This window comes from Peribacillus deserti (assembly GCF_002863585.1).
Lineage (GTDB): Bacteria > Bacillota > Bacilli > Bacillales > DSM-1321 > Paraperibacillus > Paraperibacillus deserti_A.
Window position 1 is genome coordinate 16511 of sequence record NZ_PGUY01000022.1, and the last position, 26650, is coordinate 43160.

The 26650-nt window shown below is 40.2% G+C and carries 25 protein-coding genes; 5 read left to right on the forward strand and 20 right to left on the reverse strand.

Annotated features, from left to right (window positions below):
- Positions 1-109: 109 nt before the first annotated feature.
- The 3 genes from cls to spxA form a co-directional block, all read right to left on the reverse strand.
- Positions 110-1618, reverse strand: coding sequence for a cardiolipin synthase (gene cls / locus CUU66_RS07830; protein WP_101641125.1), 1509 nt, complete (start codon positions 1616-1618; stop codon positions 110-112).
- 186 nt (positions 1619-1804) lie between these two features.
- On the reverse strand, positions 1805-2479 hold the full coding sequence (mecA, locus tag CUU66_RS07835; RefSeq protein ID WP_101641126.1) for an adaptor protein MecA: 675 nt from the start codon (positions 2477-2479) through the stop codon (positions 1805-1807).
- Positions 2480-2936: 457 nt separating this feature from the next.
- Positions 2937-3332 (reverse strand): transcriptional regulator SpxA, encoded by a 396-nt coding sequence (gene spxA, locus CUU66_RS07840; RefSeq protein WP_101641127.1) that lies wholly within the window; start codon positions 3330-3332, stop codon positions 2937-2939.
- 512 nt (positions 3333-3844) lie between these two features.
- Between spxA and CUU66_RS07845 the strand changes: the two genes are divergently transcribed.
- Positions 3845-4030 carry a hypothetical protein gene (locus CUU66_RS07845; protein ID WP_101641128.1) on the forward strand — a complete coding sequence of 62 codons (186 nt, stop codon included), beginning with the start codon at positions 3845-3847 and terminating at the stop codon, positions 4028-4030.
- Positions 4031-4299: 269 nt separating this feature from the next.
- Here the strand turns inward: CUU66_RS07845 and CUU66_RS07850 are convergent, their stop codons facing one another.
- The 5 genes from CUU66_RS07850 to CUU66_RS07870 all read right to left on the reverse strand — a co-directional run bounded on the left by CUU66_RS07850 (position 4300) and on the right by CUU66_RS07870 (position 10066).
- Entirely contained in the window at positions 4300-5235 is a 936-nt protein-coding gene (locus CUU66_RS07850) for an ABC transporter ATP-binding protein (protein WP_101641129.1), read from the reverse strand.
- A 1-nt stretch (position 5236) separates the two neighbouring features.
- On the reverse strand, positions 5237-6307 hold the full coding sequence (locus CUU66_RS07855; RefSeq protein ID WP_101641130.1) for an ABC transporter ATP-binding protein: 1071 nt from the start codon (positions 6305-6307) through the stop codon (positions 5237-5239).
- Between the two features lie 17 nt (positions 6308-6324).
- Positions 6325-7341, reverse strand: a complete 1017-nt coding sequence (gene opp3C / locus CUU66_RS07860; protein WP_101641131.1) for an oligopeptide ABC transporter permease — start codon at positions 7339-7341, stop codon at positions 6325-6327.
- Complete coding sequence (opp3b, locus tag CUU66_RS07865; protein WP_101641132.1) at positions 7341-8270, reverse strand: oligopeptide ABC transporter permease; 930 nt, start codon at positions 8268-8270, stop codon at positions 7341-7343. Before opp3b ends, opp3C begins: the two co-directional genes overlap by 1 nt.
- A 134-nt stretch (positions 8271-8404) precedes the next feature.
- Positions 8405-10066, reverse strand: a complete 1662-nt coding sequence (locus CUU66_RS07870; protein ID WP_101641133.1) for a peptide ABC transporter substrate-binding protein — start codon at positions 10064-10066, stop codon at positions 8405-8407.
- A gap of 397 nt (positions 10067-10463) precedes the next feature.
- Between CUU66_RS07870 and CUU66_RS07875 the strand changes: the two genes are divergently transcribed.
- Positions 10464-10829 (forward strand): DUF3899 domain-containing protein, encoded by a 366-nt coding sequence (locus CUU66_RS07875; protein ID WP_180955206.1) that lies wholly within the window; start codon positions 10464-10466, stop codon positions 10827-10829.
- Between the two features lie 355 nt (positions 10830-11184).
- Entirely contained in the window at positions 11185-12171 is a 987-nt protein-coding gene (trpS, locus tag CUU66_RS07880) for a tryptophan--tRNA ligase (RefSeq protein ID WP_101641135.1), read from the forward strand.
- A 63-nt stretch (positions 12172-12234) separates the two neighbouring features.
- Here the strand turns inward: trpS and CUU66_RS07885 are convergent, their stop codons facing one another.
- The 4 genes from CUU66_RS07885 to CUU66_RS07900 all read right to left on the reverse strand — a co-directional run bounded on the left by CUU66_RS07885 (position 12235) and on the right by CUU66_RS07900 (position 16689).
- Complete coding sequence (locus CUU66_RS07885) at positions 12235-12990, reverse strand: YjbA family protein (protein WP_101641136.1); 756 nt, start codon at positions 12988-12990, stop codon at positions 12235-12237.
- A 332-nt stretch (positions 12991-13322) separates the two neighbouring features.
- A complete protein-coding gene (locus CUU66_RS07890; RefSeq protein ID WP_101641137.1) occupies positions 13323-14105 on the reverse strand; it encodes a DUF2268 domain-containing protein in 783 nt (260 codons plus the stop codon).
- A gap of 361 nt (positions 14106-14466) precedes the next feature.
- Positions 14467-15705, reverse strand: a complete 1239-nt coding sequence (gene fabF / locus CUU66_RS07895; protein ID WP_101641138.1) for a beta-ketoacyl-ACP synthase II — start codon at positions 15703-15705, stop codon at positions 14467-14469.
- A 48-nt stretch (positions 15706-15753) separates the two neighbouring features.
- Positions 15754-16689 (reverse strand): beta-ketoacyl-ACP synthase III, encoded by a 936-nt coding sequence (locus CUU66_RS07900; RefSeq protein WP_101641139.1) that lies wholly within the window; start codon positions 16687-16689, stop codon positions 15754-15756.
- 214 nt (positions 16690-16903) lie between these two features.
- Between CUU66_RS07900 and CUU66_RS07905 the strand changes: the two genes are divergently transcribed.
- On the forward strand, positions 16904-17143 hold the full coding sequence (locus tag CUU66_RS07905) for a hypothetical protein (protein ID WP_101641140.1): 240 nt from the start codon (positions 16904-16906) through the stop codon (positions 17141-17143).
- Positions 17144-17185: 42 nt separating this feature from the next.
- Here the strand turns inward: CUU66_RS07905 and CUU66_RS07910 are convergent, their stop codons facing one another.
- From CUU66_RS07910 to CUU66_RS07925, 3 genes are all read right to left on the reverse strand, one after another.
- Complete coding sequence (locus CUU66_RS07910) at positions 17186-17368, reverse strand: ComZ family protein (protein ID WP_101641141.1); 183 nt, start codon at positions 17366-17368, stop codon at positions 17186-17188.
- A 905-nt stretch (positions 17369-18273) separates the two neighbouring features.
- Complete coding sequence (locus CUU66_RS07920) at positions 18274-19077, reverse strand: hypothetical protein (RefSeq protein ID WP_101641143.1); 804 nt, start codon at positions 19075-19077, stop codon at positions 18274-18276.
- Positions 19078-19153: 76 nt separating this feature from the next.
- The gene (locus CUU66_RS07925; protein WP_101641144.1) at positions 19154-19882 is read right to left on the reverse strand and encodes a hydrolase; all 729 of its coding nucleotides are present in this window, start codon (positions 19880-19882) and stop codon (positions 19154-19156) included.
- A gap of 330 nt (positions 19883-20212) precedes the next feature.
- Here CUU66_RS07925 and CUU66_RS07930 point away from each other — a divergent pair, with 330 nt between their 5' ends.
- Positions 20213-20401, forward strand: coding sequence for a YjzD family protein (locus tag CUU66_RS07930; RefSeq protein ID WP_101641145.1), 189 nt, complete (start codon positions 20213-20215; stop codon positions 20399-20401).
- Positions 20402-20447: 46 nt separating this feature from the next.
- On the opposite strand, the gene CUU66_RS07935 is transcribed toward CUU66_RS07930, so the two are convergent.
- From CUU66_RS07935 to CUU66_RS07955, 5 genes are all read right to left on the reverse strand, one after another.
- Positions 20448-20762: a hypothetical protein gene (locus CUU66_RS07935; protein ID WP_101641146.1), complete on the reverse strand. Its 315-nt coding sequence runs from the start codon at positions 20760-20762 to the stop codon at positions 20448-20450.
- A 181-nt stretch (positions 20763-20943) separates the two neighbouring features.
- On the reverse strand, positions 20944-21129 hold the full coding sequence (locus CUU66_RS07940; RefSeq protein WP_101641147.1) for a YjzC family protein: 186 nt from the start codon (positions 21127-21129) through the stop codon (positions 20944-20946).
- A gap of 274 nt (positions 21130-21403) precedes the next feature.
- Positions 21404-22360, reverse strand: a complete 957-nt coding sequence (gene argF, locus CUU66_RS07945; protein ID WP_101641183.1) for an ornithine carbamoyltransferase — start codon at positions 22358-22360, stop codon at positions 21404-21406.
- A 2-nt stretch (positions 22361-22362) separates the two neighbouring features.
- On the reverse strand, positions 22363-25476 hold the full coding sequence (locus tag CUU66_RS07950; RefSeq protein WP_101641148.1) for a carbamoyl phosphate synthase large subunit: 3114 nt from the start codon (positions 25474-25476) through the stop codon (positions 22363-22365).
- On the reverse strand, positions 25469-26548 hold the full coding sequence (locus CUU66_RS07955; protein WP_101641149.1) for a carbamoyl phosphate synthase small subunit: 1080 nt from the start codon (positions 26546-26548) through the stop codon (positions 25469-25471). The genes CUU66_RS07950 and CUU66_RS07955 overlap by 8 nt, the downstream gene beginning before the upstream one ends.
- Positions 26549-26650: the final 102 nt, after the last annotated feature.

Sequence of the window (26650 nt, forward strand, 5' to 3'; positions counted from 1 at the left end):
CCTCGGCTTCGCCTGTTGTTTAAGAATTCTCATGATAAGCCCATCTTTTATCAACACAAAATTTTTGGGAAGGCAGAGACCTGTAAAAAAAATAACCTGCATAAGCAGGTTATAAAAGGGGTGATAAAAGCCGGCATGTAGATTCCAATAACCTGAGTCCAAGATGGCGCTTATTAAACGTATCCAAGTGAAGCTCTCTAGACTGGGTTAAATCCTGAATAAAGTCCTGGACCAATTTTTGTGTACTTCCGGTTTTATAAAGGAACGCATTAACTTCAAAGTTCAAATGAAAACTTCTCATGTCCATATTGGACGTTCCAATAGAAGCAAACTCTTTATCTACAATTATGATTTTACTGTGCATGAATCCCTCTTTATAAGCAAATACCCGGACACCTGCTTCCAGAAGATCTGGAAAGTAGGACCTTGATGCATGATACACGATCCACTTATCCGGATTCTGCGGAACCAGCAGCCTTACATCTATACCGCTAAGAGCTGCGACCTTTAAGGCCTGAAATATATCCTCGTCCGGGATGAAGTATGGTGAAGCAATCCAAACGGATTCTTCAGCAGAAGAAATCATCGAGAAGAAGACGTCTTTAATGACACTCCATTCATTATCTGGACCACCGGAAATCATTTGTACTCCGCCATGTTTGTGCTCGATTGGCATGGAAGAAAGATATTCATCAGTCAAGAAGCTGTGATTCGTCATATAATACCAGTCCTGCAAGAAAATAAGCTGTAAAGACCGGACCGCTTCCCCCTTAACCATTAAATGGGTATCCCGCCAGAAGCCGAAGTTTTTATCACGGCCCAGATACTCATCCCCGATATTTAGACCGCCTACAAAACCAACACTTCCGTCTATTACGATAATCTTTCTGTGATTCCTGAAGTTGAATTTATTATTTAAAAATGGAACCTTCACCGGTCCAAATGCAACGATTTCAATACCTTCATTACGCATATCCTTAATATATTGCCGTGGAAGAGTCCAGGATCCCACTGCATCGTACATAAACCGGATCTTCACGCCGGCTCGCGCTTTAGCAATTAAGAGGTTTTTAATTTCCCGGCCTATCTCATCATCACGAACAATATAGTACTCCATGTGAATGTGATGATTCGCTTTTGCCAATTCTTCAAGAATGGAGGAAAACGTTTCATCCCCATTAGTCAGGACTTTTGTTGAGCTGGCAAATGATATGGGGCTGTTGCCAATCTTTTGTGCCAGACGGAACATTTTCTGCCTATGTTCACCCATGCTGCTAATTCGTTCCTCGCTTACATCTCTTTCTCCTTCTATTTTTAGAAAAGCTTGCTTATCTAGAAAAAATTTCTTACGATACATTTTTTCTTTCTTGAAGTTTCTCCCAAATAATAAGTAAAAGAAAAAGCCAAGCAATGGAAAAGCACCGAAAACCACAAGCCAGGTCAATGTATGAACAGGCTGTCTATTCTCAAGAAATATAACAAAGCCGATAATAATTAAGGAAAGAGTAAGAACCAAACTAAAGTAGCTTACAAATTTACCGCCAAGATGATCATTAAAGAAATACCATATAATAAAAATTGCCGTTAAAAAGATACCGATACCAACCGTATTCCTCACGTGCCTCACCTACAGTTCCAAAGTCTAAAAATTCCCTTACAAATATATACCCATTTAAAATAATCTTTAAAATCTATCACAGAAGAAATAGCTTTTTTCCTTAATTAGACTCTAATTCATGATACATGGAATTCAGATAAAAAATCGAAAAAAAAAGCCCGATTTCTTACAACAGAAATCGGTCTCTTATTTGGAAAAGTACTTTTTAACTGTTTCGAAGACATCCTGGTCCATAACAGTTTTTCCATATTCCTCAAGACGGTGAACGGTCATGTTTGATTCACTGCCGTATTCAAGAAGAATGCTAAGAACGTTATCAATTTCCTCTTCATCATCTTCTTCTTCAAGAAATTCTACATAAAGATAATATTTGTTTTCAAGAGCAAATAACTTTGTATTCACACCCTCAAGCCCAGTGCTTTTGCTGAGGGAAATAACATCCTCAAAATCCTTGAAAACCATGACAAATTCCAGAATGCCATCTTCATAGCTGCTTGCCGAGGCTCCGTCTCCCTTAGATTGAAAATGTTCTTCCAATAGATCCTCAATCTTGTCATCAACAGATAGATCCTTCAGCTTTTCTTCTGATAATGGCAGTTCAAGCCGCTGTCCATCCTTAGAAAGCTGCGCCTTGGTAACTAATACTTCAAGACCTTTATCTAAAGCTTGAACTTGAATCCAGAGCGGTCCTTCTGCCATGAATTCTTCCTCTTGGTGAACTTCATCCATCATTTCCCAGAATAACTCTTCACTTCGCTCACGATTGTACCAAATTTCTTCGCGGTCAAAGCCTCTTTCCTCTATATCAACATAAGATATATAAAACTTAACGGTATTTTCGTTAATACGCTCGATTTCCATTATTCCCTCTCCCTTCTGTTTCAGTTATGGAAGGGACATTACCCCCAAGCATACTTACAAAGTCTATGGTGCAGAACCTGTTTTTCCCAATAGTCAAAATCAACCAGAACATCTTAAATATTCTGTTGACTTTATTTTATGACAAAATACTTTAGAAGGGAAACAAAAAACGAAGATTTAGAAAAAACAATTGTTCGCCTAATATTCCCTTTTTTTCGCTTATATAAACTTTACCCAGCAAGTTTATTTGTACTATCTATTGTGAACAGGAACTTATATTTTCTTTCATAAAAACACGAATGGAAAAACTTGGTTTTAGATAAAGTACAGCAATGATCATACCACTTCCAGGGAAAAGTCTCATTTATGCATCTCTCTAGACTTATTTTAACACATGAGTACAAATATAAAAAAATTTCCGGCTTAGCCAGCCGGAAAAAGAATCATGCTATAATTATTAGTTAACCATGCGCTGTGCTTCACGCAGATGGAAGGTACGCACTTTCCTTGGAAGGAAGCGGCGGATTTCATCTTCGTTATACCCAACTTGTAACCTTTTTTCATCTAAAATAATAGGTCGTCTTAATAGACCAGGATTATCTTTAATTAATTTATAAAGCTCTGGAAGAGGAAGAGACTCTACATTCACATTCAACTTCTGGAACGTCTTAGATCTTGTAGAAATAATTTCGTCCGTACCGTCCTCAGTCATGCGCAAAATCTCTTTTATTTCATCAATGGATAAAGGTTCAGAAAAAATATTTCTTTCTGTATATGAAATATCATTTTCTTCAAGCCATGCTTTAGCTTTTCTGCATGATGTACAGCTTGGCGAGGTATATAATGTTACCATTTATTTTTCACACTCCCTGAATATAGAATCGAAGATCTATGCTGGGATAACTAGATTGCCTTCCAATAAAGTCTTGATTAGAATTACTTTAAATAAGTAATATCTATTGCTATTATACACTAAAAAGGTAAAAAAAAGGGGTTATTTTTTCAAAATATGAAAAATGTAATACAATCGTTATCTCCAAGTTTAAATATGTTCGTTTTGGCCGCCTTAAAATCAGGTCAAATTTCCTTTAACATTTACATTAACTGGTTATTTTGAATGTGATGTTATTAAAGGAAAGCATTCTCCCCTTCTATGTAACTATATGATAGTTAGGAATAAACTCACATTACTGTCTATATACCCGCTGCACCAAATAAGTAAACCTCTACTCCTATATTTCCATTGTGTTATTATCTCCCTGCCTGGCATATAAATGAAAAAACCATACTATAGGATAAACTACTTTTAAATTATCAGAATCTTTTATAAAATAAAACAAAGTACTTCTTTAACGGGGGTTTTATATGGGTGAATATGTCTTTGATTTATCGATTGTGGCTGTACTGGTAATCGGCATTACTGCAATAATCGGCGTACTCACAAACGGTGCAGGAGAAACCTTCTTCGGCGGTAAGAAACGAACAGAGTATACAGACAAGTCTGCTGACGTCCAAGCTGGTTGGAAGTTAGTCGGCGGTAGCAAGAAATAGCGGCAGGGATAGAAATATAACCTTGTTCTAATGGTTGCTAATAACATAGGCTGAAAAAAAGAGGCCAAAATAGAAAGCACACCGCAGGCGGTGTGCTTTTTAGCCATCGATAAGAACCTGTAAAAGACAGGCTGGGTAGGTTTGCGTTCGTCGCCCTCGTTTATGAGGATGAGTAAATACTTAAAATTTTCAGTCTTTTCTGATTTGAAAGGGCCTTTTCAGGGTATACGAATAATATAAAAAAAACGGCCCTTAATGGACCGTTTCTCTTATTTTGCATAAATAGTTTTGTATTGCTTATATTCTTTTTCAGAACAATACACAAAATGTCCAGGCGTGATTTCGCGCATTTCAACGGCTTCGCCTTCAGCATAATTGTGGATATTCGGGTTATAGACGATTCTCTTTCTTGTTCTTTCACTCTCCGGATCTGGAAGAGGAATTGCAGAAAGCAGGGACTGTGTATAAGGATGAATCGGATTTTTGTATAGCTCTTCACTTGTAGCAAGCTCTACAAGCTTTCCGAAGTACATTACACCAATTCTATCACTGATATATTTAACCATGGAAAGGTCATGGGCAATAAACAAGTAAGTCAGACCTTTTTCCCTTTGAAGCTTTTTCATTAAGTTTACAACCTGAGCCTGAATGGATACATCCAATGCAGAAATAGGCTCATCCGCAATGATAAAATCCGGGTCTACAGCAAGCGCCCTTGCGATTCCGATACGCTGCCGCTGACCGCCGGAGAATTCATGCGGATAGCGGCTGGCATGCTCTTGGTTTAAGCCAACTGTATTTAACAGTTCATACACCTTATCCATTCTTTCTTTCCTTGTTTTAGCAAGCCCATGGATATCAATGCCTTCTGCAATGATATCTCCGACTGTCATACGGGGATTTAGAGATGCATACGGATCCTGGAAAATCATCTGCATTTTACGATTGAATTTTTTTAGATCCGAACGAGATTTTTTGCCGTGTACATTTTCACCTTCAAAAAGAACCTCCCCGTCTGTTGCGTTATATAGACGGATAATCGATCTTCCTGTTGTTGATTTGCCACAGCCGGATTCACCTACAAGGCCCAATGTCTCGCCTTTATAAATATCAAATGATATACCGTCTACAGCTTTTACCTGATTTGGTTTACCAACATTAAAATGCTGCTTCAAATTCTTAATCTCAAGAAGTTTTTCTGCCATATCAGCGAACAGCCTCCTCTACCAATCTTGGTTTTGCAAAATTAGCAGACATGGAACGGCGTCTGTCAACAACTGCTTTCGGAGGCTCAACCGCCGGAGCATTTTCATGTAGCAGCCATGTTTTTGCAAAATGTGTATCTGAAATTTGGAACATTGGCGGCTCATGCTCAAAATCAATTTCAAGAGCATATGCACTCCTTGGAGCAAAAGCGTCTCCTTTTGGAGGATGCATCAAATCCGGTGGAGTACCTGGAATGGCCGCAAGTTCTGTTTGGACACTTGTATCCAGAGATGGCATAGAAGCCAGCAAACCCCATGTATATGGATGTCTCGGATCGTAGAAAATCTCGTCAACAGTGCCCGTCTCAACAATCTGTCCGCCATACATAACCGCTACCCGGTCAGCAACGTTAGCTACAACACCGAGATCATGTGTAATGAAGATAATGCTTGTATCTATTTTATTCTGAAGGTCTTTCATAAGCTCAAGGATTTGAGCCTGTATTGTAACATCAAGTGCCGTTGTTGGTTCGTCGGCAATAAGGACTTTAGGATTACAGGAAAGTGCAACCGCAACAACCACACGCTGTCTCATACCGCCTGAAAATTGGTGCGGGTATTGGTTAATACGAACTTCCGGTTGTGGAATCCCAACTAATCTTAAAAGCTCTAACGCTCTCTCTCTGGCAGCACTTTTGCTTAAATTTTGATGTTTAATTAAACTCTCCATGATTTGAGAACCTATTTTCATGGTCGGATTTAAGGAAGTCATAGGATCCTGGAATATCATCGCTATTTCTTTTCCACGGACCTTTTGCATTTCCTTTTCAGAAAGTTTGGTTAAATCTCTGCCATCGAACAGGATTTCGCCCTTGGAAATCCGTCCCGGCGGATTAGGAATCAATCTCATCAATGCTTTTGATGTAACGGATTTTCCTGAACCGGACTCACCAACGATTGCTAGTGTTTCTCCTTTTTTTAAGTCAAAGTTGACACCGCGCACAGCCTTAACAATTCCGCCGTACGTATCGAAGGAGACATGAAGATCTTTTACTTCTAAAACTTTATCCATATTTCTTCTCCTCCTAATTACTTACGCATTTTTGGATCAAGTGCATCACGCAAGCCATCACCAAGTAAGTTGAAACTAAGGATTAATAAACTGATAACAATAGACGGGATGATTAATTGATATGGATATGTCTGAATAAATCTAAATCCATCATTAACCAAAGAACCCAGGGATGCCTGCGGAGGCGCAATCCCTAAACCGATAAAGCTCAAGAATGCTTCGGTAAAAATAGCACCAGGAACTGAAAACATCGTTGTTACAATGATTGGTCCAAGTACATTTGGAATTAAGTGTTTACCTATCAATCTGGAATTAGCAGCTCCCAATGTTTTAGAAGCTAAAACGAATTCCTGCTCTTTCATCTTTAAGATCTGCCCGCGTACGATCCGGGCCATACCGGTCCAGCCCGTTATTACCATCGCCAGGATGATGGAAGTTACCCCAGGCTTAAAGATCAAAATAAACAAAATAACGATAATCAAATGTGGAATACCTATTAAAATCTCTATAATCCTCATCATGATGTTATCTGTACGGCCGCCATAGAAACCGGCCACACCACCGTAAATGATTCCGATAAACAAGTCAATTAAGGCAGCTGCTACTGCAATCAGAAGTGAAATTCGAGTTCCCTGCCATACGCGCACCCATTGGTCACGTCCAAGGTCATCTGTACCAAACCAGTAATACTCCTTAACGTTTTTCGCTTTATATACATCAAAGCCGTCCTTATCTTTGCCGTCAACTCCCAGGAAACCTACATGTTCCAAAACAGGAATTTTAGGGGGAAGCTTTGAAAGCGCCAAGTTTTGCTCTCTATAGGTATGGCTGCTGAAAACAGGTGCGAATATTGCAAGCAGAGTAATCAAAATAACGATTATAAGCCCAAAAATGGCACCTTTATTTTTTTTCAAGCGAATCCAGGCATCCTGCCAGTAACTTAAGCTGGGTCTTCCAATCTTCTCAAGGTCTTCTTTTCCAGCGGCGGGGCGGAATAAGTCAGGAGATAGATTTTCTAGCTGTTTTTGTTCCATTATTTTCTCCCTCCTGCCAGACGAATTCGAGGATCTACAATTCCGTATAAAATATCAACAACGAAAATGATGAATATAAACAGAGCACTATAAAAAATGGTTGTACCCATAATGACTGTGTAATCATTCATGCTAATTGATTTGACAAATTGCTCCCCTAATCCTGGGATGGCGAATATTCTTTCGATTACTAAGGAACCTGTCATAATATTAACCGCAAGCGGACCTATAATTGTGATTACAGGGATTAATGCATTTCTTATAGCATGCTTGATGATGATGCCAGATTGGCTGATCCCTTTGGCCTTAGCGAGCATAATATAATCAGAAGCCATGACTTCCAATAATTCAGTCCTCATGAAACGAGATATATTGGCGATTACAAATCCTGATAATGCTAGAGTCGGCATAATTGTATAAGAGAAACCTTCCCACAGGGCTACTGGTAATAGCTGGAGTTTAACACCCAGTACGAACTGCATAAATCCTGCGAAAACAAAAGAAGGAATAGATATACCTATAACAGCCAGGAATGTAGCGCCGTAATCGAAAAACGTATTGTGCTTGATTGCAGCAATAATCCCTAAAATTAGGCCAACAATTGATCCAAGTATTAATGCTTGTAACCCTAGCTGTGCCGAAGGTCCAATTCTACCTGCAATCATTTCTGTAACAGGACGGTTATCATATTGGAAAGACAACCCTAGATCACCTTGAGCTAAATTTCCAAGGTAATTAACATATTGAACAGGAAGCGGATCATTTAATCCATACTTTTCATTAATAATTGTAATTTGTTCCGGAGTCAGCTTATCCTGGCTTTTCAGTGGTGAACCGGGAAGCAGTTTCATTAAGAAAAATGTGAGAGTAGCAATGATGAATAAAGTTATCAGCATGTAGATGATTCTTTGAAGAGTATAACGCAACATCCCGTTAGCCCCCCTTTTCTATTAGTAAATTATTCTATAAATCTTTTTATTCTGACAGTTTTGCAATAAGGGAAAAAGGAGAGTATGGGTGTTAAACCACATACTCTCCTTTGCTTCCCATGAGTACTTAGAGATTACTCAATGTGAGCCCATTTGTAGCCGAAGTCTCCACCGAATGGGTGCTCAACGATTCCTTTTACATAATCACGTTGAAGGTATGCAGTACCTCTTTGGTACATAGGAGAAATTGCAGCATCGTCCATTAGGATTTTTTCGGCATCTAGTAATGCTTTCCAGCGTGCATCAAGGTCTGAAAGAAGTGGACCTTTAGCATCAGCAACAAGCTTGTCATATTTAGGGTTAGAGTAGCCCATTTGGTTGTGAGCTCCATCTGTTACGAACATATCGATGAAAGTCATTGGATCTTGGTAGTCAGGACCCCATCCAGCGAATGAGAAGTCATAGTTACCTTTAGATTCAAGTTCAAGCTTCTGTTTGAATGGCTGTGGCTTAATGTTTACTGTTAAGCCTTCAAGATTTGTTTCTAGTTGTTCTTTAAGGTACTGAGAAATTTTTGCAGCATTGTCATCATCATAGTTAAGCATTTCTAGAGTAACTTTGTCGAATCCAGCTTCTTTTTTAGCTTTAGCCCAAAGCTTTTTAGCTTCTTCTACATCTTGTTTGCCTAGGTCTCCATTTGTTTCACGGAAGTCTTTTCCGTCTGGGCCTTGAGCGAATTTATCAGGTACTAGGTAATAAGCTGGTTTAGATCCATTGTTAAGGATTACATCAACGAATGATTTCTTATCCCAAGCCATGTCTAGAGCTTTACGAGCATTTTTGTTTGCTAATACTTCATTCTTTTCGTTTAGACGAAGGAAGTAGACAGAAGTATCAGGGGATGTGCCAAAGTTCGGGTCAGATTTGTACTTATCGACAAATTCTGCAGTCAAGCCGGCACGATCCGCTTTTTTAGTTTCGTAAAGGTTAACTGCAGTAGCAGTGTCTTTAACAATGTTGAAGTTGATTGTTTCAAGCTTTACAGCTGCATTATCCCAGTAAGTTGGGTTTTTCTTAAGCTGGAAGCTTTGTTCGTGTTTCCATTCGCTTAAAGTGAAAGGACCGTTATATACCCCAGTATTTGCTTCTAGAGCATAGTTTTTGCCTTGTTCTTTAAAGAACTTTTCGTTCTGCGGGTAGAAAGTTGCAAATGACAGAAGGGATTTGAAATAAGGAATATTATTTTTCAGAGTGATTTCTAACGTTTTATCATCAATAGCTTTAATGCCTAGAGTGTCAGGCTTTGCTTTACCAGCATTGATTTCTTCTGCACCTTTTACATCATACAGCATGTAAGCATATTCAGCAGCTGTAGCAGGATCTACTGCACGTCTCCAAGAGAAAACGAAATCTTGTGCAGTTACAGCATCTCCGTTAGACCATTTTGCATCGCGGAGTTTGAATGTATATGTTTTTCCGTCTTCACTTACTTTTGGCTCTTCTGCAGCCATACCAAGTGCAGGTTCATTTTTTTGGTCTAAACGGTATAGACCTTCGTATACGTTGTTCATAACGTTGAAAGATACGTTGTCAGTAGCAAGAGTAGAGTCCATAGACGGGATCTCAGAAGTTGCGATAAGATTTAATACTTGTTCTTTTTTAGAGTCAGCTTTGCTGTCGCCAGAGCCTGATTTAGATTCGTTGCTTGCCTTATCTCCGCCGCCGCCGCTGCATGCTGCAAGGAACGTGCTCAAAGCAAGAACAAGAACTAAAAGAAACGAAAACTTTTTGTTCATTCTAGAATGACCTCCCCAATTTTTATCTTCAAATTTTCTGAAGATTTCGTTCTTATTATAAGTTGTACTACTATAAATTTTCAATATATTTTTTACAAAAACTTTACGAATAAATTTCAACAAAACCAGTTGGTTTTTAACAAAACCCAGTAGTATCAAGGCATTGCACGTTTTCACCAGGAAAAAAATGCTTGTTTTGTAATCTAACTTTTCTCAAAATTCAACTCAAACTTGGGAAAATTTCAAGAAATTTATGTCGGTATTTGTCAAAAACTGTATGGAATTTTTTTAAAAAAGGGTGGAAATCTCCTCTCATATAATTGTAATATTACTTGCCTATCCCGTCCATAAATAGCTATACTTTTTTTACATGACACATGCCGCAGAAGGAGACGAAATGAACTATAACATAAAACGGCTGTCCATTTTAATGGGGCTGAATATACTTGCTTCAGTGGTGTTTGCTTTTTTTGGCGAAAATTCTTACTTCATTTCCTTTATGAATTCCTTGTTCTTAATCGGACTTCTATATATTGTGATAGGAGCATTCTTATTTGTTGTGCAAGGTGGCTTTTTCAATGGAATCATTTTCAGTATGAAGAACTTTCTCAAACTGGACAGGCTTGGAGCTTATGTGGCCCAATTCGACGATACAGATCTTAAAAAAACGGGTTATCCTTCTCAAAAAAGCTATAGTTTAACTCTTCCGTTTTTTGCTGCAGGAATATTATGCTGTCTGGTGAGCCTGATTGGTGTCCTATAACGCTATTTGCAAATGTATCTAGTTTTAGATAAAATTAAAGAAGGTTTTAATATTTGCAAAAGCATCGAAAACGAGCAGTGACATGCGGTTTCAATTTTACCAGCCTTCGTATATGAAAGCAGGAAGACTGCCCGCATGTAATGGACTCCCCGAGCATCGGAACTTTTTACTTAAAAAGTCTGAACGCAGCCAGCGTTAAAAGGCAGCAAAATCGGATTAGAGCATCAAAAAAACCGGGATCCCGGTATAGGGCGGCATATTGAAAAACCATTCATCCCTTTTGATCTTTGGGATAAGGATGGTTTTTTTTATAGAGAAACGGGAAGTCTTATCATTAAGTTGGGAGTTGTATAAAATGAAAACCATATTTTCCGGCATTCAGCCAACAGGTAATGTTACAATTGGAAACTACATAGGGGCGATGCAGCAATTTGTTGATTTACAGCATGATTATAACTGTTATTTCTGCATAGTAGACCAGCATGCTATTACTGTGCCTCAGGATCGTCTTGAGCTCCGAAAGAATGTGCGCAGCCTTGCTGCTTTATATCTTTCAATCGGGTTGGATCCTGAAAAAGCAACTATTTTCATTCAATCAGAGGTTCCGGCACATGCTCAGGCCGGCTGGGTTATGCAATGTATATCCTATATTGGAGAACTTGAAAGAATGACTCAGTTTAAAGATAAATCCTCCGGAAAGGATGCGGTTTCTTCAGGACTGCTTACTTATCCCCCACTCATGGCGGCCGATATCCTTCTATATAAGACGGACATTGTACCAGTTGGGGATGACCAAAAGCAGCATATTGAATTGACCCGTGATCTTGCTGAACGTTTCAATAAAAAGTATAACGAGATATTTACCATTCCAGAAATACGCCTTCCCCAGGTTGGAGCAAGAGTAATGTCCCTGCAGGAGCCAACCAAGAAAATGAGCAAATCGGATGCCAATAAAAAAGCATTCATTACCTTATTGGACGATCCTAAAACGATTGAAAAGAAAATAAAGAGTGCTGTAACGGATTCTGAGGGAATTGTGAAATTTGATAAAGAAAACAAGCCGGGTGTGTCCAATCTTTTATCCATATACTCTATCTTTAGCGGTAAATCCATTTCAGAAATTGAGGAAAGCTATGCTGGTAAAGGATATGGAGATTTTAAAGGGGATCTCGCAAAGGTAGTAATCGATGCTCTTTCTCCTATACAGGAACGGTATAACAGCCTGATCAACTCAGAAGAACTTGACGCCATTCTTGACCGGGGTGCAGAAAAAGCCAATTACGAAGCAAATAAAATGATCAGAAAAATAAATAATGCCATGGGACTTGGCAGAAAGAAATAAACGCCTCAACTAAAAAAGCACGCTCATGAGCGTGCTTTTTTAGTTGAAGCTATTTAGCTCTTACTATAATACGGATGGACTGTCTCCCACTTCCATCTCCCATAGCTTCTCAAAAAACGGCTGCCCTTTAATCAGGTTTTCGCATAATGATAGATGTTTGCTGCTCCAATCGTACCTTATGGATTCAAATAACTCGTTCCACGCAATTTCAAAATCCAGGTTTTGAATATATTCATATTTATGCGGCGACCATTCTGTGTACCAGTATCTGATTTCAGCCGTATTTTTTGAAGAATAGAGCTGATCAAGAGCCATAAAAAGCAGCTGTTTTAACTGGCGCTCTTTCCTCGTAAGCCCCTGCATTAAATTGGGTGAGGGAGAAAGGATATGATAATCCTTTGGACTGGCCTCCTGCTTCTCAAATTCATATTGGGCTTCTTCCTGGTTTTCCACCATTTCATATACAAGCTGTTCCTGTCTTGGAATAAGCCTGCTTTTCCTGATTGGAATATTGTAGCCGATCGTATCAACCGCCAGTATCCCTTTTCCATCTGTGGCGATAAAGCAATAATCCATTTGAATTCTTTCATGGTTTTTTCTTGCATACGCCTTTTGGAAAATATCATCCAGTAGTTCTTTTGGCAGCTCCGATAAGTCATTTTCAATATAGTGAAACATAGGAGACGATACTTTGATGAGCGGCACCTGATCCAGCAGTTCTATACCATCGTCTTTTCTCCATTCATGAAAGTGGCAAATATTATACCCATTCTCTTCCCCTTCAAACCAATTAACCCATACATCATGGAGATATAACATCATCTGACCCCTCACTTATTTGAAAACTGTTTGTCCATCAGTATAGGCATTTCTGAGTAAAATTATTCCTTTTTTGCTGCGAACGGTCATATTTTTCTTCCCCTGTGCCAAGTCCTTTTATAAAGACAGTCTTCCAGCTTCTATCAAGCTTACAGCTTCGTTTTATTACTGCATCCCGGCATTCAAGTAGTTTTTTTGCCCCTCAGTATCTCATATGTCCTGGAAGTTTTTCTCTTATAATTATCTTATCCTCTTGTATTCATTATGATTCCAGAGGGTGTTCCGCTTGCTTTCTTCATCCATTTCACCGGTATGTAACACGGTTTCGCTGGTCAATCCTTGAAATAATCTTCCAGAAAGTATTCAGAAGGCTTTGTCAATGTAGCAATCTCTGAAATGTATTTATTTTTCTTACGCTTTGTAACTGCATGGAACCCGCACGAGTAGCCGATCATCTTTGGGAACCGTCCCAGCCCATAAAGAAGCTGATCATGCAAGTCATCATTTTTTCTTAATTGAAGATGAGGTTTTATATACTTGGTTCCCAGCTTCAAAGCGGCATCAGAGCTGTAAAACCGAGTCCATTCAGCCAGGAAGGAAACCCCTACATTCTTGAGCACAGCATGTTCTGCGAGACCTTCAAGAATGATGGAATCCAACAATGTATAATCATTTATCTCTTTTTTTAAGAAATTAAGCCGGCATACATGATGATATTCGTGAACAAAGACAGCCTCAAGCTCCCTGTCTGACAGTCCGGGAGTATAAAAAAGGAACATTTTATCTTTGAATGCAAGTCCGGATTTATTTCCTTTATTCGAATGAAAAAATCCTGCACTGCCATGAGGAAAAATAAATATAGGTATATTAGGTCCATCCCAAAGTTTTTTATAGCGTTTAAAAAAACCTTCCACTTTGTCCCATACCTTATTTTCCAATAGCTTAGCAAAATCGTTCTGTATTCTTGCGTTATATTTGTACATGCCATTTCTGGCCAAGTAATTATAAACTCTTTGCTCTGAATCCTCTTGAAAAAGCTTTTTTATTTTCCTGCATATCTCCAAAGGATTCTTCAACGAAACTTTCAACCATTCATCCGTTTTGAGGACTCCCATTTTACCTCCTCCCTTTCAATAACTACAAGCGATGATGTATTATATGCAGAAAGCTTGAGGGAGGTTATAAGGTTATCTGATTGGCAATCTCATTGTCATGATGCTATTTTTAGAACACAATTAGAGAAAGCGTCCTTCTTTCGGATAATGAAGAGGTAGTTGGTGTGAGATTCCTACTAGGAGGATAATGGATAAAATGAGTGGATAAGTCCGCGGTGACGTCCCTCACAAGGGAGATAGAGGATAAAATTAGTACAAAATTAAGACTCGACGACCTTCATAGGTTGGATGGATGAATGACAAAATCAGATACGAATAAAAAACCCCTTGAAGAACATCTTCAAGAGGTTTGCGTTCATTTTTATTGGTATTTTTTAAATACAAGTGTTGCATTGTGGCCGCCAAAGCCAAGTGAATTGCTCATTGCAGCTTGAACTTCCATCTCACGTGCAGTGTTTGGAACATAATCTAAATCACATTCTGGATCAGCTTCTACGAGATTGATGGTTGGTGGCACGATGCTATTTTTGATAGCGAGTACTGTAAGAATCGCTTCAACGCCTCCGGCTGCTCCAAGTAGATGTCCAGTCATTGATTTCGTGGAGCTTATGGCTACCTCTTTTGCGCTTTCGCCAAATACTTCTTTTATAGCCATCGTTTCAAATTTATCATTGTATGGTGTGCTTGTTCCATGAGCATTGATATATTGAATATCACTTGGTTCTAGGCCCGCATCTTGAATAGCCATTCTCATTGCACGGACGCCGCCTTCCCCGCCTGGAGCAGGAGCTGTGATATGATGGGCATCCCCAGTAGATCCGTATCCAACGATTTCAGCATATATTTTAGCGCCTCTGGCAAGGGCATGGTCCAGATCCTCTAAAACGACAATTCCAGCTCCTTCACCGATTACAAATCCATCTCTGTTCTTATCAAACGGGCGGCTCGCCGTCTTTGGATCTGGGTTCGTCGTAAGCGCTGTGTTGGCACAGAATCCTGCAACAGCCATTCTTGATATCGGTGCTTCTGATCCTCCAGTGATCATAACATCTGCATCCCCGCGCTGTATCACTTTAAAGGCGTCACCGATGGAATTGGTTCCTGTAGCACATGCGGTCACCGTACAGGAATTAACTCCTTTTGCTCCAAGTCTGATGGAAACCTGCCCTGCCGCCATGTCGGGAATCATCATCGGTACAAAAAACGGACTTACCCGGCGCGGTCCTCTGGTAAGAAGGGTTTCAAACTGGTTTTCGAACGTTTCCATTCCGCCGATTCCGGATCCAATCCAAACACCAACACGCGGAGCATTTTCTTCAGTGATTTCAAGATTGGCATCCTTGACAGCCATTAATGAAGCCGCTACTGCATATTGGGTAAAACGGTCCATTTTTCGGGCATCTTTTCTATCAATAAAATCTTCAGCATTAAAATCATTGATTTCTGCTGCCACTTTAGCAGGATAATCATCTGCATTAATTCTTGTTAAGGGCCCTACACCTGAAACTCCCTCAACGGCATTTTTCCAGAAAGTTTCTGTATTATTCCCAATCGGAGTCAGGGAGCCTAATCCTGTTACTACAACTCTTCGTTTAGTCATTATTATTCTTCCTTTCTATATTTAAAAAATCATTTAATTGAAAGTTGTTTATCTGCCCCAGCGTAAAGCAATCGCTCCCCATGTAAGGCCCCCGCCAAAGCCGACCATTACCAGGACATCTCCATCCTTAACTTTCCCCGCTTCCAATTCATCCACTAAAGCAAGCGGAATAGAAGCTGCCGATGTGTTTCCGAACTTATGGACGGTAGATGACATCTTTTCAGGGGGAAGTTCCAGTCTTTCACGGGCTGCTTCCATGATGCGGATGTTTGCCTGATGGGGAATTAATAAATCTACATCCTCTTTAGTAAGACCAGCCTTTTCCAGAACGTTTACACTTGATTCACCCATTTGGCGCACCGCAAACTTGAAAACTTCTCTGCCATTCATACTTAGATACAAGCCATCCTGAAACAAATATTTTCCTCCAGAACCATCTGCCCCTAATTCAAAAGAAAGGATACCTTTTTCATCGGCTACAGGCCCCATGATGACAGCTCCTGCTCCATCGCCAAAAAGGACAGCTGTATTACGGTCGTTCCAATTGGTTATCTTAGAAAGTTTTTCTACACCCACGATTAAAACATGTTTATATGAGCCTGTTTTAATAAACTGGCCTGCAGTGATCATGCCATACATAAAGCCGGCACACGCGGCACTCAAGTCCATGGCTGCCGCTTTTTTTGCTCCTAGCTTTTCCTGAAGCATACAGGATACACTTGGAAATGGACGGTCCGGGGTTACTGTTGCCACAAGAATCAGATCAATTTCTTCCGGAGAAATCCCAGCATTATCGATTGCCTTTTTAGCCGCTTCATATGCCATATCAGATGTATTCACATCATCGGCAGCAATTCTGCGTTCCTGTATCCCAGTTCTCGTGCGAATCCATTCATCTGAGGTATCTACCATTTTTTCAAGGTCAAAATTTGTTAGGATCTTTTCCGGCAGATATCTGCCAATCCCGATTACACCTGCATTCATGTTTACAACCCCTCTATTTTTCAATATTAATATATTATTATCAATTATTATGACTTGGTACTAATTTTATCTAAAAACCTTACATCTGGCAATAGATTACCTTTGCACCTTTGTTAATTCTTGCCTTATCAAGGCGGCTTCAGTCTAGTCCAACGCAGATAATTACACATATAGTACAAGAGAAACAAAGTTATCGTTAAAAGGAGGCAGCATTATGAGTTCACTAAAAGGCGGAAAACAAGATCGTATCTCTGAATTCATGTTTGGAACGAGACACACAAAACAGGAAAACAAAACGCAAGATCACGGGAAAATTGCTGATTTAATCTCAACTATCGATCTAAACCAGCTGATGAATCAGGTAGACAGCATCATGACAGTATACGACCAGGTCAAACCCGCTATTAAACAACTAAGCCCGATCATGGATATCTTTTTAAAAAGAAAAAAATAAAAAGCTGCAGTGTGCAGCTTTTTATGTGAACAGATCTTGAGCTTATTCCTTTGCATCCTGTCTTCCAAGTTCGTAGGCTTCCTGCATGACTTTCTGGAATAAATCCATAAAGTGGGGAAGCACTTCCAGCGGTAGTTCAATCCCCGATTCATCCATCTTTGCCTTTGCCTCAGGAAAATACTTCATAGCAATCGCCATAAATTCCATATTTCTATTTTGTTCCATGTCCTTCTCTCCTTTACATGCGCTTCCTTAATATTATAGCTTAAAATATGATTTTTAAAGGAATATGAGCACGAAGAACAAATTGCGCCTCCCAGACTTAGCATGAATAAATGCCATTTTCGATTATCATCCTAACCGCTCCCCATATAGTTGGGTACCCACAGGATCGTGATGATTAACGTTTTCAATCTCCAAAACCTCGTTTCTTTGCTAACCTTTCGATCTCCTGGAGTTAATTTCCGATCATGATGTCTGCTGTTCCGCCCCCATCCGCTTATCATCGTTTAAATAACTTCACCATTTTTCATAAGGCTGTTTTCGCAAACTTTGTTGCTATTGAACAAGAGGTTGATTTCCTCTCCAGGATGCTCGCTTTCCGCGGGGCGGGCGGTGAGCCTCCTCGTCTTCGCCTGCGGGGTCTCACCTGTCCCGCTCTCCTGCAGGAGTCTCGCACCTTACGCTCCAATCCACCTGACTGAACAATAGGGTGCAGTAAAAAACTTATTAAAAAACAACAATCTTTTAGAAAAGAGCCTTTCATAAAAAAGAATCTGCTCCTATTCAGGCCGCAAATCCTTTTAAAAAGGTTGTTTTCACAAACTTGTTATTGAAACAGGGGGGTGATTGGAACGTGAGGATGTTCGCTCTTTCTGCGGGGCAGGCGCCCGAGCCTCCTCGGCTTTGCCTGTGGCGTCTCACCTGCCGAAAAGCGGAGGACGGCGCTTTTTTACAAGTTCCGCTGTGGGGAGTGCTTTCTCCCTATAGACGGATTGGCTTATGGCTCGAGGGTCTAAAGCCTTATAGCTGGATGAAAGAGTCTTGCACCTTACGTTATAATCAACCTGTTTAACAATAGGTTAGGTCACAGAACTTATTAAAAATGGAAAAAAGCCTTTTAAAAAAAATCATTTCCACCCCAGTAACTGCTGTGTCTTCCTATAATGCTCAGTCTGCTTAGCGATCCCCGCTTCAGGTGAGGTTTTCAGTGGAACCTTGTGGCTGTTTTCCACTTCTACTTCTAGGTTATGCTCTGTCCCTTGTTTCTGGGAAAATTCAAGCTGTTCGGCTGTAAGGACTTCTTTTGCGCATTGGGCCCACTGGTCTTCACCGGAGCTTGCAAGAATTATCTCTTTAAGTTCCAAAGTCAAGATAGAAGGAAGCTCCTCCAATAAATCGTCGATATAAATGGCGTCCCTGCAATACTCGTTTCTGATAATATCATTCAAATTTGCAGCATTCCCCTGTATGCCTGCCTGAAAAGCCATATCTTCCGGCTGCCACGCTCCATATACTGTTGGAAGGAGTATCGTTTTGCATGATTCATTTTGAAGTTGTAGAATATCCATCTCTTCTTTTCGCTCAATAGGTCCTAACAGAATGGTGTCCTTTGCTGTGCCTTCAGATTTCTTATTAATGGAATTTAATAACGCTATTGTATGTTCTGAGCGGGAAGCTGCGGTTTTATACATGTCATAATAGGAAATATAAACGACAACATCTTCGTCTTCATTCCAGGCAGCATCCCATTCCTCGAGAGTAAGAAAGGAAAAGTTAGCGTTTCTGCCAATTTCGAGATATTTGTCCTCAAAGCTCGGATTGCCTTCGTTTCTTAAGTCGATTCCTATGACTTCATTCCCCTGCTCAAGCAGTTTCTTACATAGATGAAAACCGACAAATTGAAAATTACCTACGATTATATGCTTCTGCATGTGCCTGGCCCCCCTATTTAATCTGATGGTGTATCTTATGCGTGAAAAAAGGGGAATTTCGCTTTTTTTAGAAAATTTATAGAATGTCCTCGTACTTCTTGAAGAATTGACGGGCCTGTGCAGCGATTTTGTACCGTTTTTCAGCTAACAGATACTGGATTTCAACCGAAACGTCATCTTTTACATTATCTACGAGCCTCTTATATAAATGTGACTGATCTTCTCCGCCTGTTCCGAGTACATGAATAATCTTTAGAGGGACATTAATATCGAGGTACTCCGGATGTGTGCTGTTAAGAAAAAGTTCCTTTTTATCCGTATCAAGTTCATATGCTTTAGATAGTTCACCTTTAAGTCTGTTCAAGAAAAATTTACGGTCTTTTTCCTTCTGTATCAGTTCATTCAAGGATAGGCAGGGGTTAAGAAAAACCGCTGATCTTAGGTTGCCTTTCAGAAGCTTCATAAGTTTTAATGCAGTCAGTGCCCCCGTCCCTTCTGCAAAGATATGAATCCGTTCATTTAAAATTTCACTTTTCATTATCAAATGGTGAAGCCGTTTGGCCAAAAACACAGATTTTTCACTGCCCCAGTTTGCTCCATATAAGTTTGAAGAATACAGTGTATATCCTGCCGTTTTTAACTGGTTTAAAATCTGTTCCCGTCCTGGATGCTGCAGCCAAAAGCTGCTTTTTTCATCTACAAAATGGTTTTTATCACCGATTATCATGATGGCGAACCCGCTTGGCCGGTCAGGATAATATACGATATTCCATTGGCCATCAAACTGGAAGGTACGTTGATTCATCACCGGGTTCCCCTTTGTATTCTGATTTCTCCTGAAAGTTGCGACTATAAAATTTGTACTTATCATTTTTTATCAAAGCAGTGCAGCGACTTGTCAGCTTCACTCTCCGACATATGCAGCTGCAGTGCTTAGTAACTAGAGACATATACCGCTCAGTACATGGAAAGGATGATCGCTTTCTTCCTACTATGGATTGTCCTATATATTATATTATTATAGAGGACCTTTGAATGCATGGGTGATCATGTAAAAGAATGAAAAAAACCCGTTTTATTATAGAACTGATTTATGTTAAAATATTGATGATGTATTAGGATTGAGGTGAATTCTGTGAAAGTATTCTGGACCTTTTTCTGGACTTTTTTATTAGTTCAAATGCTTACATATGTAGTAAGCGCAATGAGTGGTGTTGAGCCAAACTTTGCACAAGGAGCAATTCTTGGCGTAGTGGTAACTATTCTTATCCTGATTGTAGGCGCTATTATTCCTGATGAGCCTGCGAAAGCTTCCCATCATTAATTTTTAAGCAAAAAAGGGACACCGGAATGGATGTCCCTTTTTTGCATTATGACGGTATTATGATCAAATCTCCATTTTCTACATCAATCTGAAGGCAGTCACTCTGAAGACCCTTAATAATTTCTCGCGCAACTTTTGTTTCAATATGCTTTTGGATGTATCGTTTTAACGGTCTTGCCCCGTAGACAGGGTCGTATCCCTCTTTTGAAATTAGTTTTCTAGCTCTATGGGATACCTCAAGCTTGATTCCTTGTTCGCTGAGTCTTACGGATAATCCATTTAGGATTTTTTCGACTATTCCGGTTATCTCGTTTAATGATCTTGTGAAAATGCCGCTAGGGTTCTCTAAAAGAGCGAGCATAACATGTGAGATTTTGCAGTTCCTGATGTTTATGCTATAAGCAATTGGCCTGCGCTGCTAGTATTGCTTCCTGCATTTTTTGTGTTATATGTTCATATTTCACGCCAAACACCCCTACAACCATTTTTACCAAATAAATAAGGGAGAAACTCATTAATGAGTCCTCCCTGATTTGAAAAATTTAATGCTGTGGTTTTGGGGCGTGTATCCACTGTCTTTCATGATTTGATGTCTCTGGAAATGGATCTCCTGCTTTAAGATGAATGGTCCGCGGATCAATCACCATACTGCCGCCTACGCCCACTTCTACATAGGTCCCATTATTTGGTGCTTTGTTTCCTGGCTTAAAACGATTATTTTGACCCACCTGCGATTTCCCTCCTTTACCTCCTTATTATTGGCTAAAAAACGTTCGCCATTACAAATTTCGGCTATTTCAAATCCACAAAAAATAAACCGGGCCGCTGCCCGGTTTATTTTTTAAGAAGCAAATCGCCATCAAAAAGCAGGAGCGGCCTTTCGCTGCCGCTCGTCTTATGCCTTTCAGGTGTCTGACTTCCATCACCAAAAGATTTTGAAAAAAGTTACTTCATCATTCAGCTAATTCATAGCTTCTTTTGGGAAGTCACCGTCCTCCGCTTTTAGAGTAGATCTACCAATATAGCCTTCTGTGCATGCAGACGATTCCCCGCTTGATGGAAAATGACAGAATTCGGTCCATCTATCACTTCAGCAGTTACTTCTTCGCCACGATGTGCTGGAAGGCAGTGCATGAATAGGAAGTCTTCTTTAGCATGCTGGATTAGTGCTTCGTTAATCTGAAAGTCCTTAAACTTTTCCAGCCTTACTTCGTTCTCTTTTTCCTGTCCCATGCTGGTCCAGACATCTGAATATACTATATCGGCATTTTTTACCGCTTCCACCGCGTCCTCTGTAACCAAAATTTCGGCTCCATTATTTTCCGCTTCAAGCCTTGCAGAAGTAATACAAGCCTGATTTGGTTTATATTCCTTTGGGCATGCAATTGAAAAATGCATCCCCACTTTTGCACTGGCAGACATCAGGGAATGGGCCATATTGTTGCCATCTCCGATATAAGCCATTTTCAATCCTTTCAGCGTTCCTTTCAACTCTGAAATGGTCATTAAGTCCGCCAATGCCTGGCAGGGGTGAGCAAGATCCGTTAAACCATTAATGACAGGTATAGTGGCATATTTTGACAGTTCCTCGACTCTGTCGTGGCTGAAGGTACGAATCATAATTCCATCCAGATATTCAGAGAGCACTCTTGCAGTATCTGCTATGGTCTCACCTCGGCCTATCTGAAGATCATTGCTGCTGAGAAAAAGAGCGTTACCTCCAAGCTGAAGCATACCCACTTCAAATGATACTCTGGTGCGGGTTGAGGACTTTTCAAAGATCATCCCCAATGTTTTCCCTTTTAGCGGCAGGTACTGCTCCCCCAAGTTTTTTTGGGCTTTAATTTTTTTAGCTAACTCCAACAGATCTATGATCTGATCCGAAGAAAAATCCGATATAGCCAGAAAGTCCTTTTGACCCAAAATATTCTTTTTAACTGCTGGTGGGCTTTTCAACATCATTACCTCACTCCTACTTTGTTTTTCATCTGCCATTCCTGCAATGAGGTAACCGTTATCTCGTCATCGGCAGCAGAATCCAAGAACGCCTGGAAGGTTTCTGCTTCAGAAAACATATAAAGGCGGTATTTTACAGCCCTTTCTCTTATTAGCTGATCCTCTTCGGATGATCCCCATGCCAAAACAGCCGCTCCTTTTCCGTTCTGGAACCATTTTGCTAGATCAGATTCTCTTATGATGGTAAAACCTTTTGATTCTATCAGTGCTTTTTGTTCTTCTGACAGCTGAACACCTGGTGCTGCCAGTATCTCATTCTGCACATTAAAATTCTTATTTTTCTGCAAGAAGGCTTTTTGTAATGCTCCTTCCTTGCAATCACTAATTGAAATCCCTTCCCCCGTCGATTTCATTTCAGGTCCGATTTTCGCATCCAATCCGCTTAACGCATAAGTAGAGAAAACCGGGTATTTCACAGCTATAAAAGGAAACTCTGTTGAGATTGGTGCTTCATTCGACAAGGAGTATTTCCCGAGCAATATTTTTGTCGCTATTTGAACCATGGATACTCCTGAAAGCTTGCTAATAATCGGAATCGTCCTGCTGGCTCTTGGATTTACCTCCAGGACATACACTTTGCCACTGTCGAGAACAAATTGAATATTCATTAATCCTTTATATCGCAGCTCTTTAACGATACGGCCTGCATATTCAGACATCAAATTTTTATCCTGCTCACTGATTGTTTGCGCTGGAAGGTAAGCCATGCTGTCCCCAGAATGGACACCCGCCTTTTCTATATGTTCCACTACCATAGGAACGAAAGCCGAATCGCCATCAGCGATTACATCCACTTCCGCTTCCATACCGCGTATATACTTATCAATTAAGACAGGATAATCAATTTCCCAACCGTTTTGCATTTTAGATTTTAGCTGCTGGATAGAATCGAATACGAGCATTCCTCTGCCGCCTATTACGTAAGATGGTCTTACCAATACAGGAAACCCTACTGTTTCAGCAAGCTGATAGACTTCTTCTTCATTCCTAGCTTCATAGCCCGGAACATGCGGGATGTCAAGTTTTTGAAGCAGCTGGTAGAACCGGCTTCTATCTTCTGTTTGGTCTAATACATCAAAGCTTGTTCCAAGGAGTTTAACGCCGTTTTCCTCAAGGCCCTTTGCAAGATTAATAGCGGTCTGCCCGCCAAATTGAACCATGACGAACTCTATTTGTTCCGCTTCAATTACATTTAAAACAGATTCAAGCGTCAATGGCTCAAAGTATAATCGGTCTGATGTCGCAAAGTCTGTGCTAACTGTTTCTGGATTGTTGTTAATCATGACCGCTTCATAGCCTTTTTCTTTCAAGGCATATACAGCATGAACAGAGCAGTAATCAAACTCAATTCCCTGCCCGATCCTGATTGGACCGCTTCCTAACACCAAAACCTTTTTACTTGAAGATGGCTTTTGTTCGTTTTCGCCAAAATAAGTAGAGTAAAAATAGTTGGTATTCGATTCAAACTCAGCTGCGCAGGTGTCTACCATTTTATAAGCAGAAAGGACGCCAAACTGTTTTCTTTTGCTCCGGATCTCAGTTTCGGAGATACTCCATGCAGAGGCTAGGAAGGAATCTGAGAAACCTTGCTCCTTATAAAATTGAAGCTGTTCTTTTTCAATGGTATCAAATACTGCTGAATAAATTTCCGTCTCCGTATCAATCAAGTTCTTAAAACAATTTAAATAGAAATAATCAATTTGAGTAGCCTCATGCAGTTCGGTTACCGTAATACCTCTTCTAAGCAGCTCAAAAATGACAAAAAGGCGCTCATCCGTGCATTTCTTAAGCTGAACTTCCAAATCCGGGGTAGAAGCTGCTTTAAGCGGCAGCATTTCAAGTCCGTTCACTTTCAATTCTAATGAGACAATGGCTTTTTGCAAGGCTGCTTCCAGACTTCGTTCAATGGCCATAACTTCTCCGGTCGCTTTCATCTGGGTTCCTAATTTTCGATAGCTTTCAGGAAATTTATCAAAAGGCCAGCGCGGGAATTTCACCACCGTGTAATCCAAAGCAGGTTCAAAGCTTGCGTAAGTACTTTTTGTTACCGGGTTGATCAGTTCATCCAGTGTATACCCAACTGCAAGTTTTGCTGCAATTCTTGCTATTGGGTATCCTGTTGCTTTCGATGCAAGCGCCGATGACCTGCTTACACGTGGGTTCACTTCGATTAAATAATATTGTTTACTATGCGGATCCAGCGCAAACTGTATATTGCAGCCCCCAATGATACCTAAGGATGAGATGATCTTGATGCTGGCTGACCGAAGCAGGTTATACTCCTCATCAGTCAACGTCTGAGATGGAGCGACGACAATTGAATCTCCTGTATGGATACCAACCGGGTCAATATTTTCCATGTTACAGATCGTTATACAAGTATTTGCAGCATCTCTCATAACTTCATATTCAACTTCTTTAAAGCCTGCAATGCTCTTTTCAACCAGACATTGATGGATGGCGCTTTCCTGGAGACCAGATCGTACAAGCTCTTTATACTGCTCCATATTTTCAGCTATACCGCCGCCAGTACCTCCCAGTGTATAAGCTGGACGGATAATTATCGGGAAACCGATTTTTTCTGCGAATGTTACGGCATCTTCAATTGTATTAATAATGCTGCTTTCTGGGACAGGCTCATGAATTTCATACATTAAGCTCCGGAAGAGTTCCCTGTCTTCCCCTTTTTTAATGGATTCTATAGGGGTTCCCAGCAGTCTCACATTATATTTTTCTAATATCCCGCCTTCATATAGTTCAAAAGCCAGGTTTAATCCTGTCTGCCCTCCAAGGGTGGCGAGAAGTCCATCCGGTTTTTCTTTTTCAATTATTTTAGTTACGACTTCCTTTGTGAGGGGCTCAAAATAAACAGCATCAGCATGAATTTCATCCGTCATTATGGTCGCTGGATTACTATTTACCAAAATTACTTTATATCCTTCTTCTTTTAGAGCGAGACAGCCCTGAGTTCCTGCATAATCAAATTCAGCCGCCTGGCCGATTACAATGGGACCAGATCCAATTACTAAGATGGTTTGTAAGGTAGTATCTTTAGGCATATGCTTTTTCTCTCCCAGATTTGTGTTTCACCATTTCCATATATTCATCAAAAATATAATTACTTTCACAAGGGCCAGGGTTGGCCTCAGGGTGAAATTGTACAGATACGATAGGCAGGACTTTATGTTTAAGGCCTTCAATGCTTCCATCGTTGACGTTTTTATACAATACATTTAACGGTGCTGCTGCAATGCTTTTTTCTTTCACTACATATCCATGATTCTGAGAAGTCATGAACACTCTCTTTGTATTCATATGAATAACCGGTTGATTTGCTCCGCGGTGACCGAATAACAATCTCTCCGTATCTCCTCCAAAAGCCAGGGCAATAAGCTGATGGCCAAGGCAGATACCCATGGTTGGATAGGTTTTAATTACTTCTTTAATGAATGGCATAAAAGGCTTAATTGATTTTGGATCCCCTGGTCCGTTGGAAAGCACAATTCCATCAGGCTTTAATGAATGGATCGTTTCAGGAGAGGTTTGATATGGTACCACCGTCACTTTACAATTCCTGGAAAGAAGTTCATCAAGAATCGATCTTTTATATCCAAAATCGTATAAGACAATATGGTGTCTGCCATTGCCATAAGTGGTCATCTCCTTTGAAGTAACCTGGCTTACAAGACTAGCTCTGTTTAGAGGAAGGAGTTCCGGAACAGCTGCGGTACTTGAAGCCATTACTCCAGACATGGACCCTTCTTTTCGAATTTTCTTAACGATTGCCCTGGTATCTGCTTTTCCAAGCATCGGGATATTCCATTTATTCAGATATTCTACAAGTGAGCATTCAGCCTGATAATGGGAATGTTTCATATTTCCCTGATAAACAATTACTCCTGCTGCGTGCGGGACCTTGCTTTCAAAATCCTCTTTATTGATTCCATAGTTTCCAATCAAAGGGTAAGTGAATACAATAATCTGCCCTTTGTAGGAAGGATCGGTCAATACTTCCTGATAGCCCGTCATTCCTGTATAGAAGACTACTTCTCCTGCTGCAGGTTCTGAGGACTCGGTCAGCCATTCCCCTTCAAACTTGTCACCGTTTTTCAACTTTAAATATCCCTTCATTCTGATTCCCTCACATCTGTATATTTATTTGTTAAATAGAATATTTATGCATTTTTAAGCAGAAGAACACCAGGTTTTATCTACAACCTGTGTCCTTTTTAA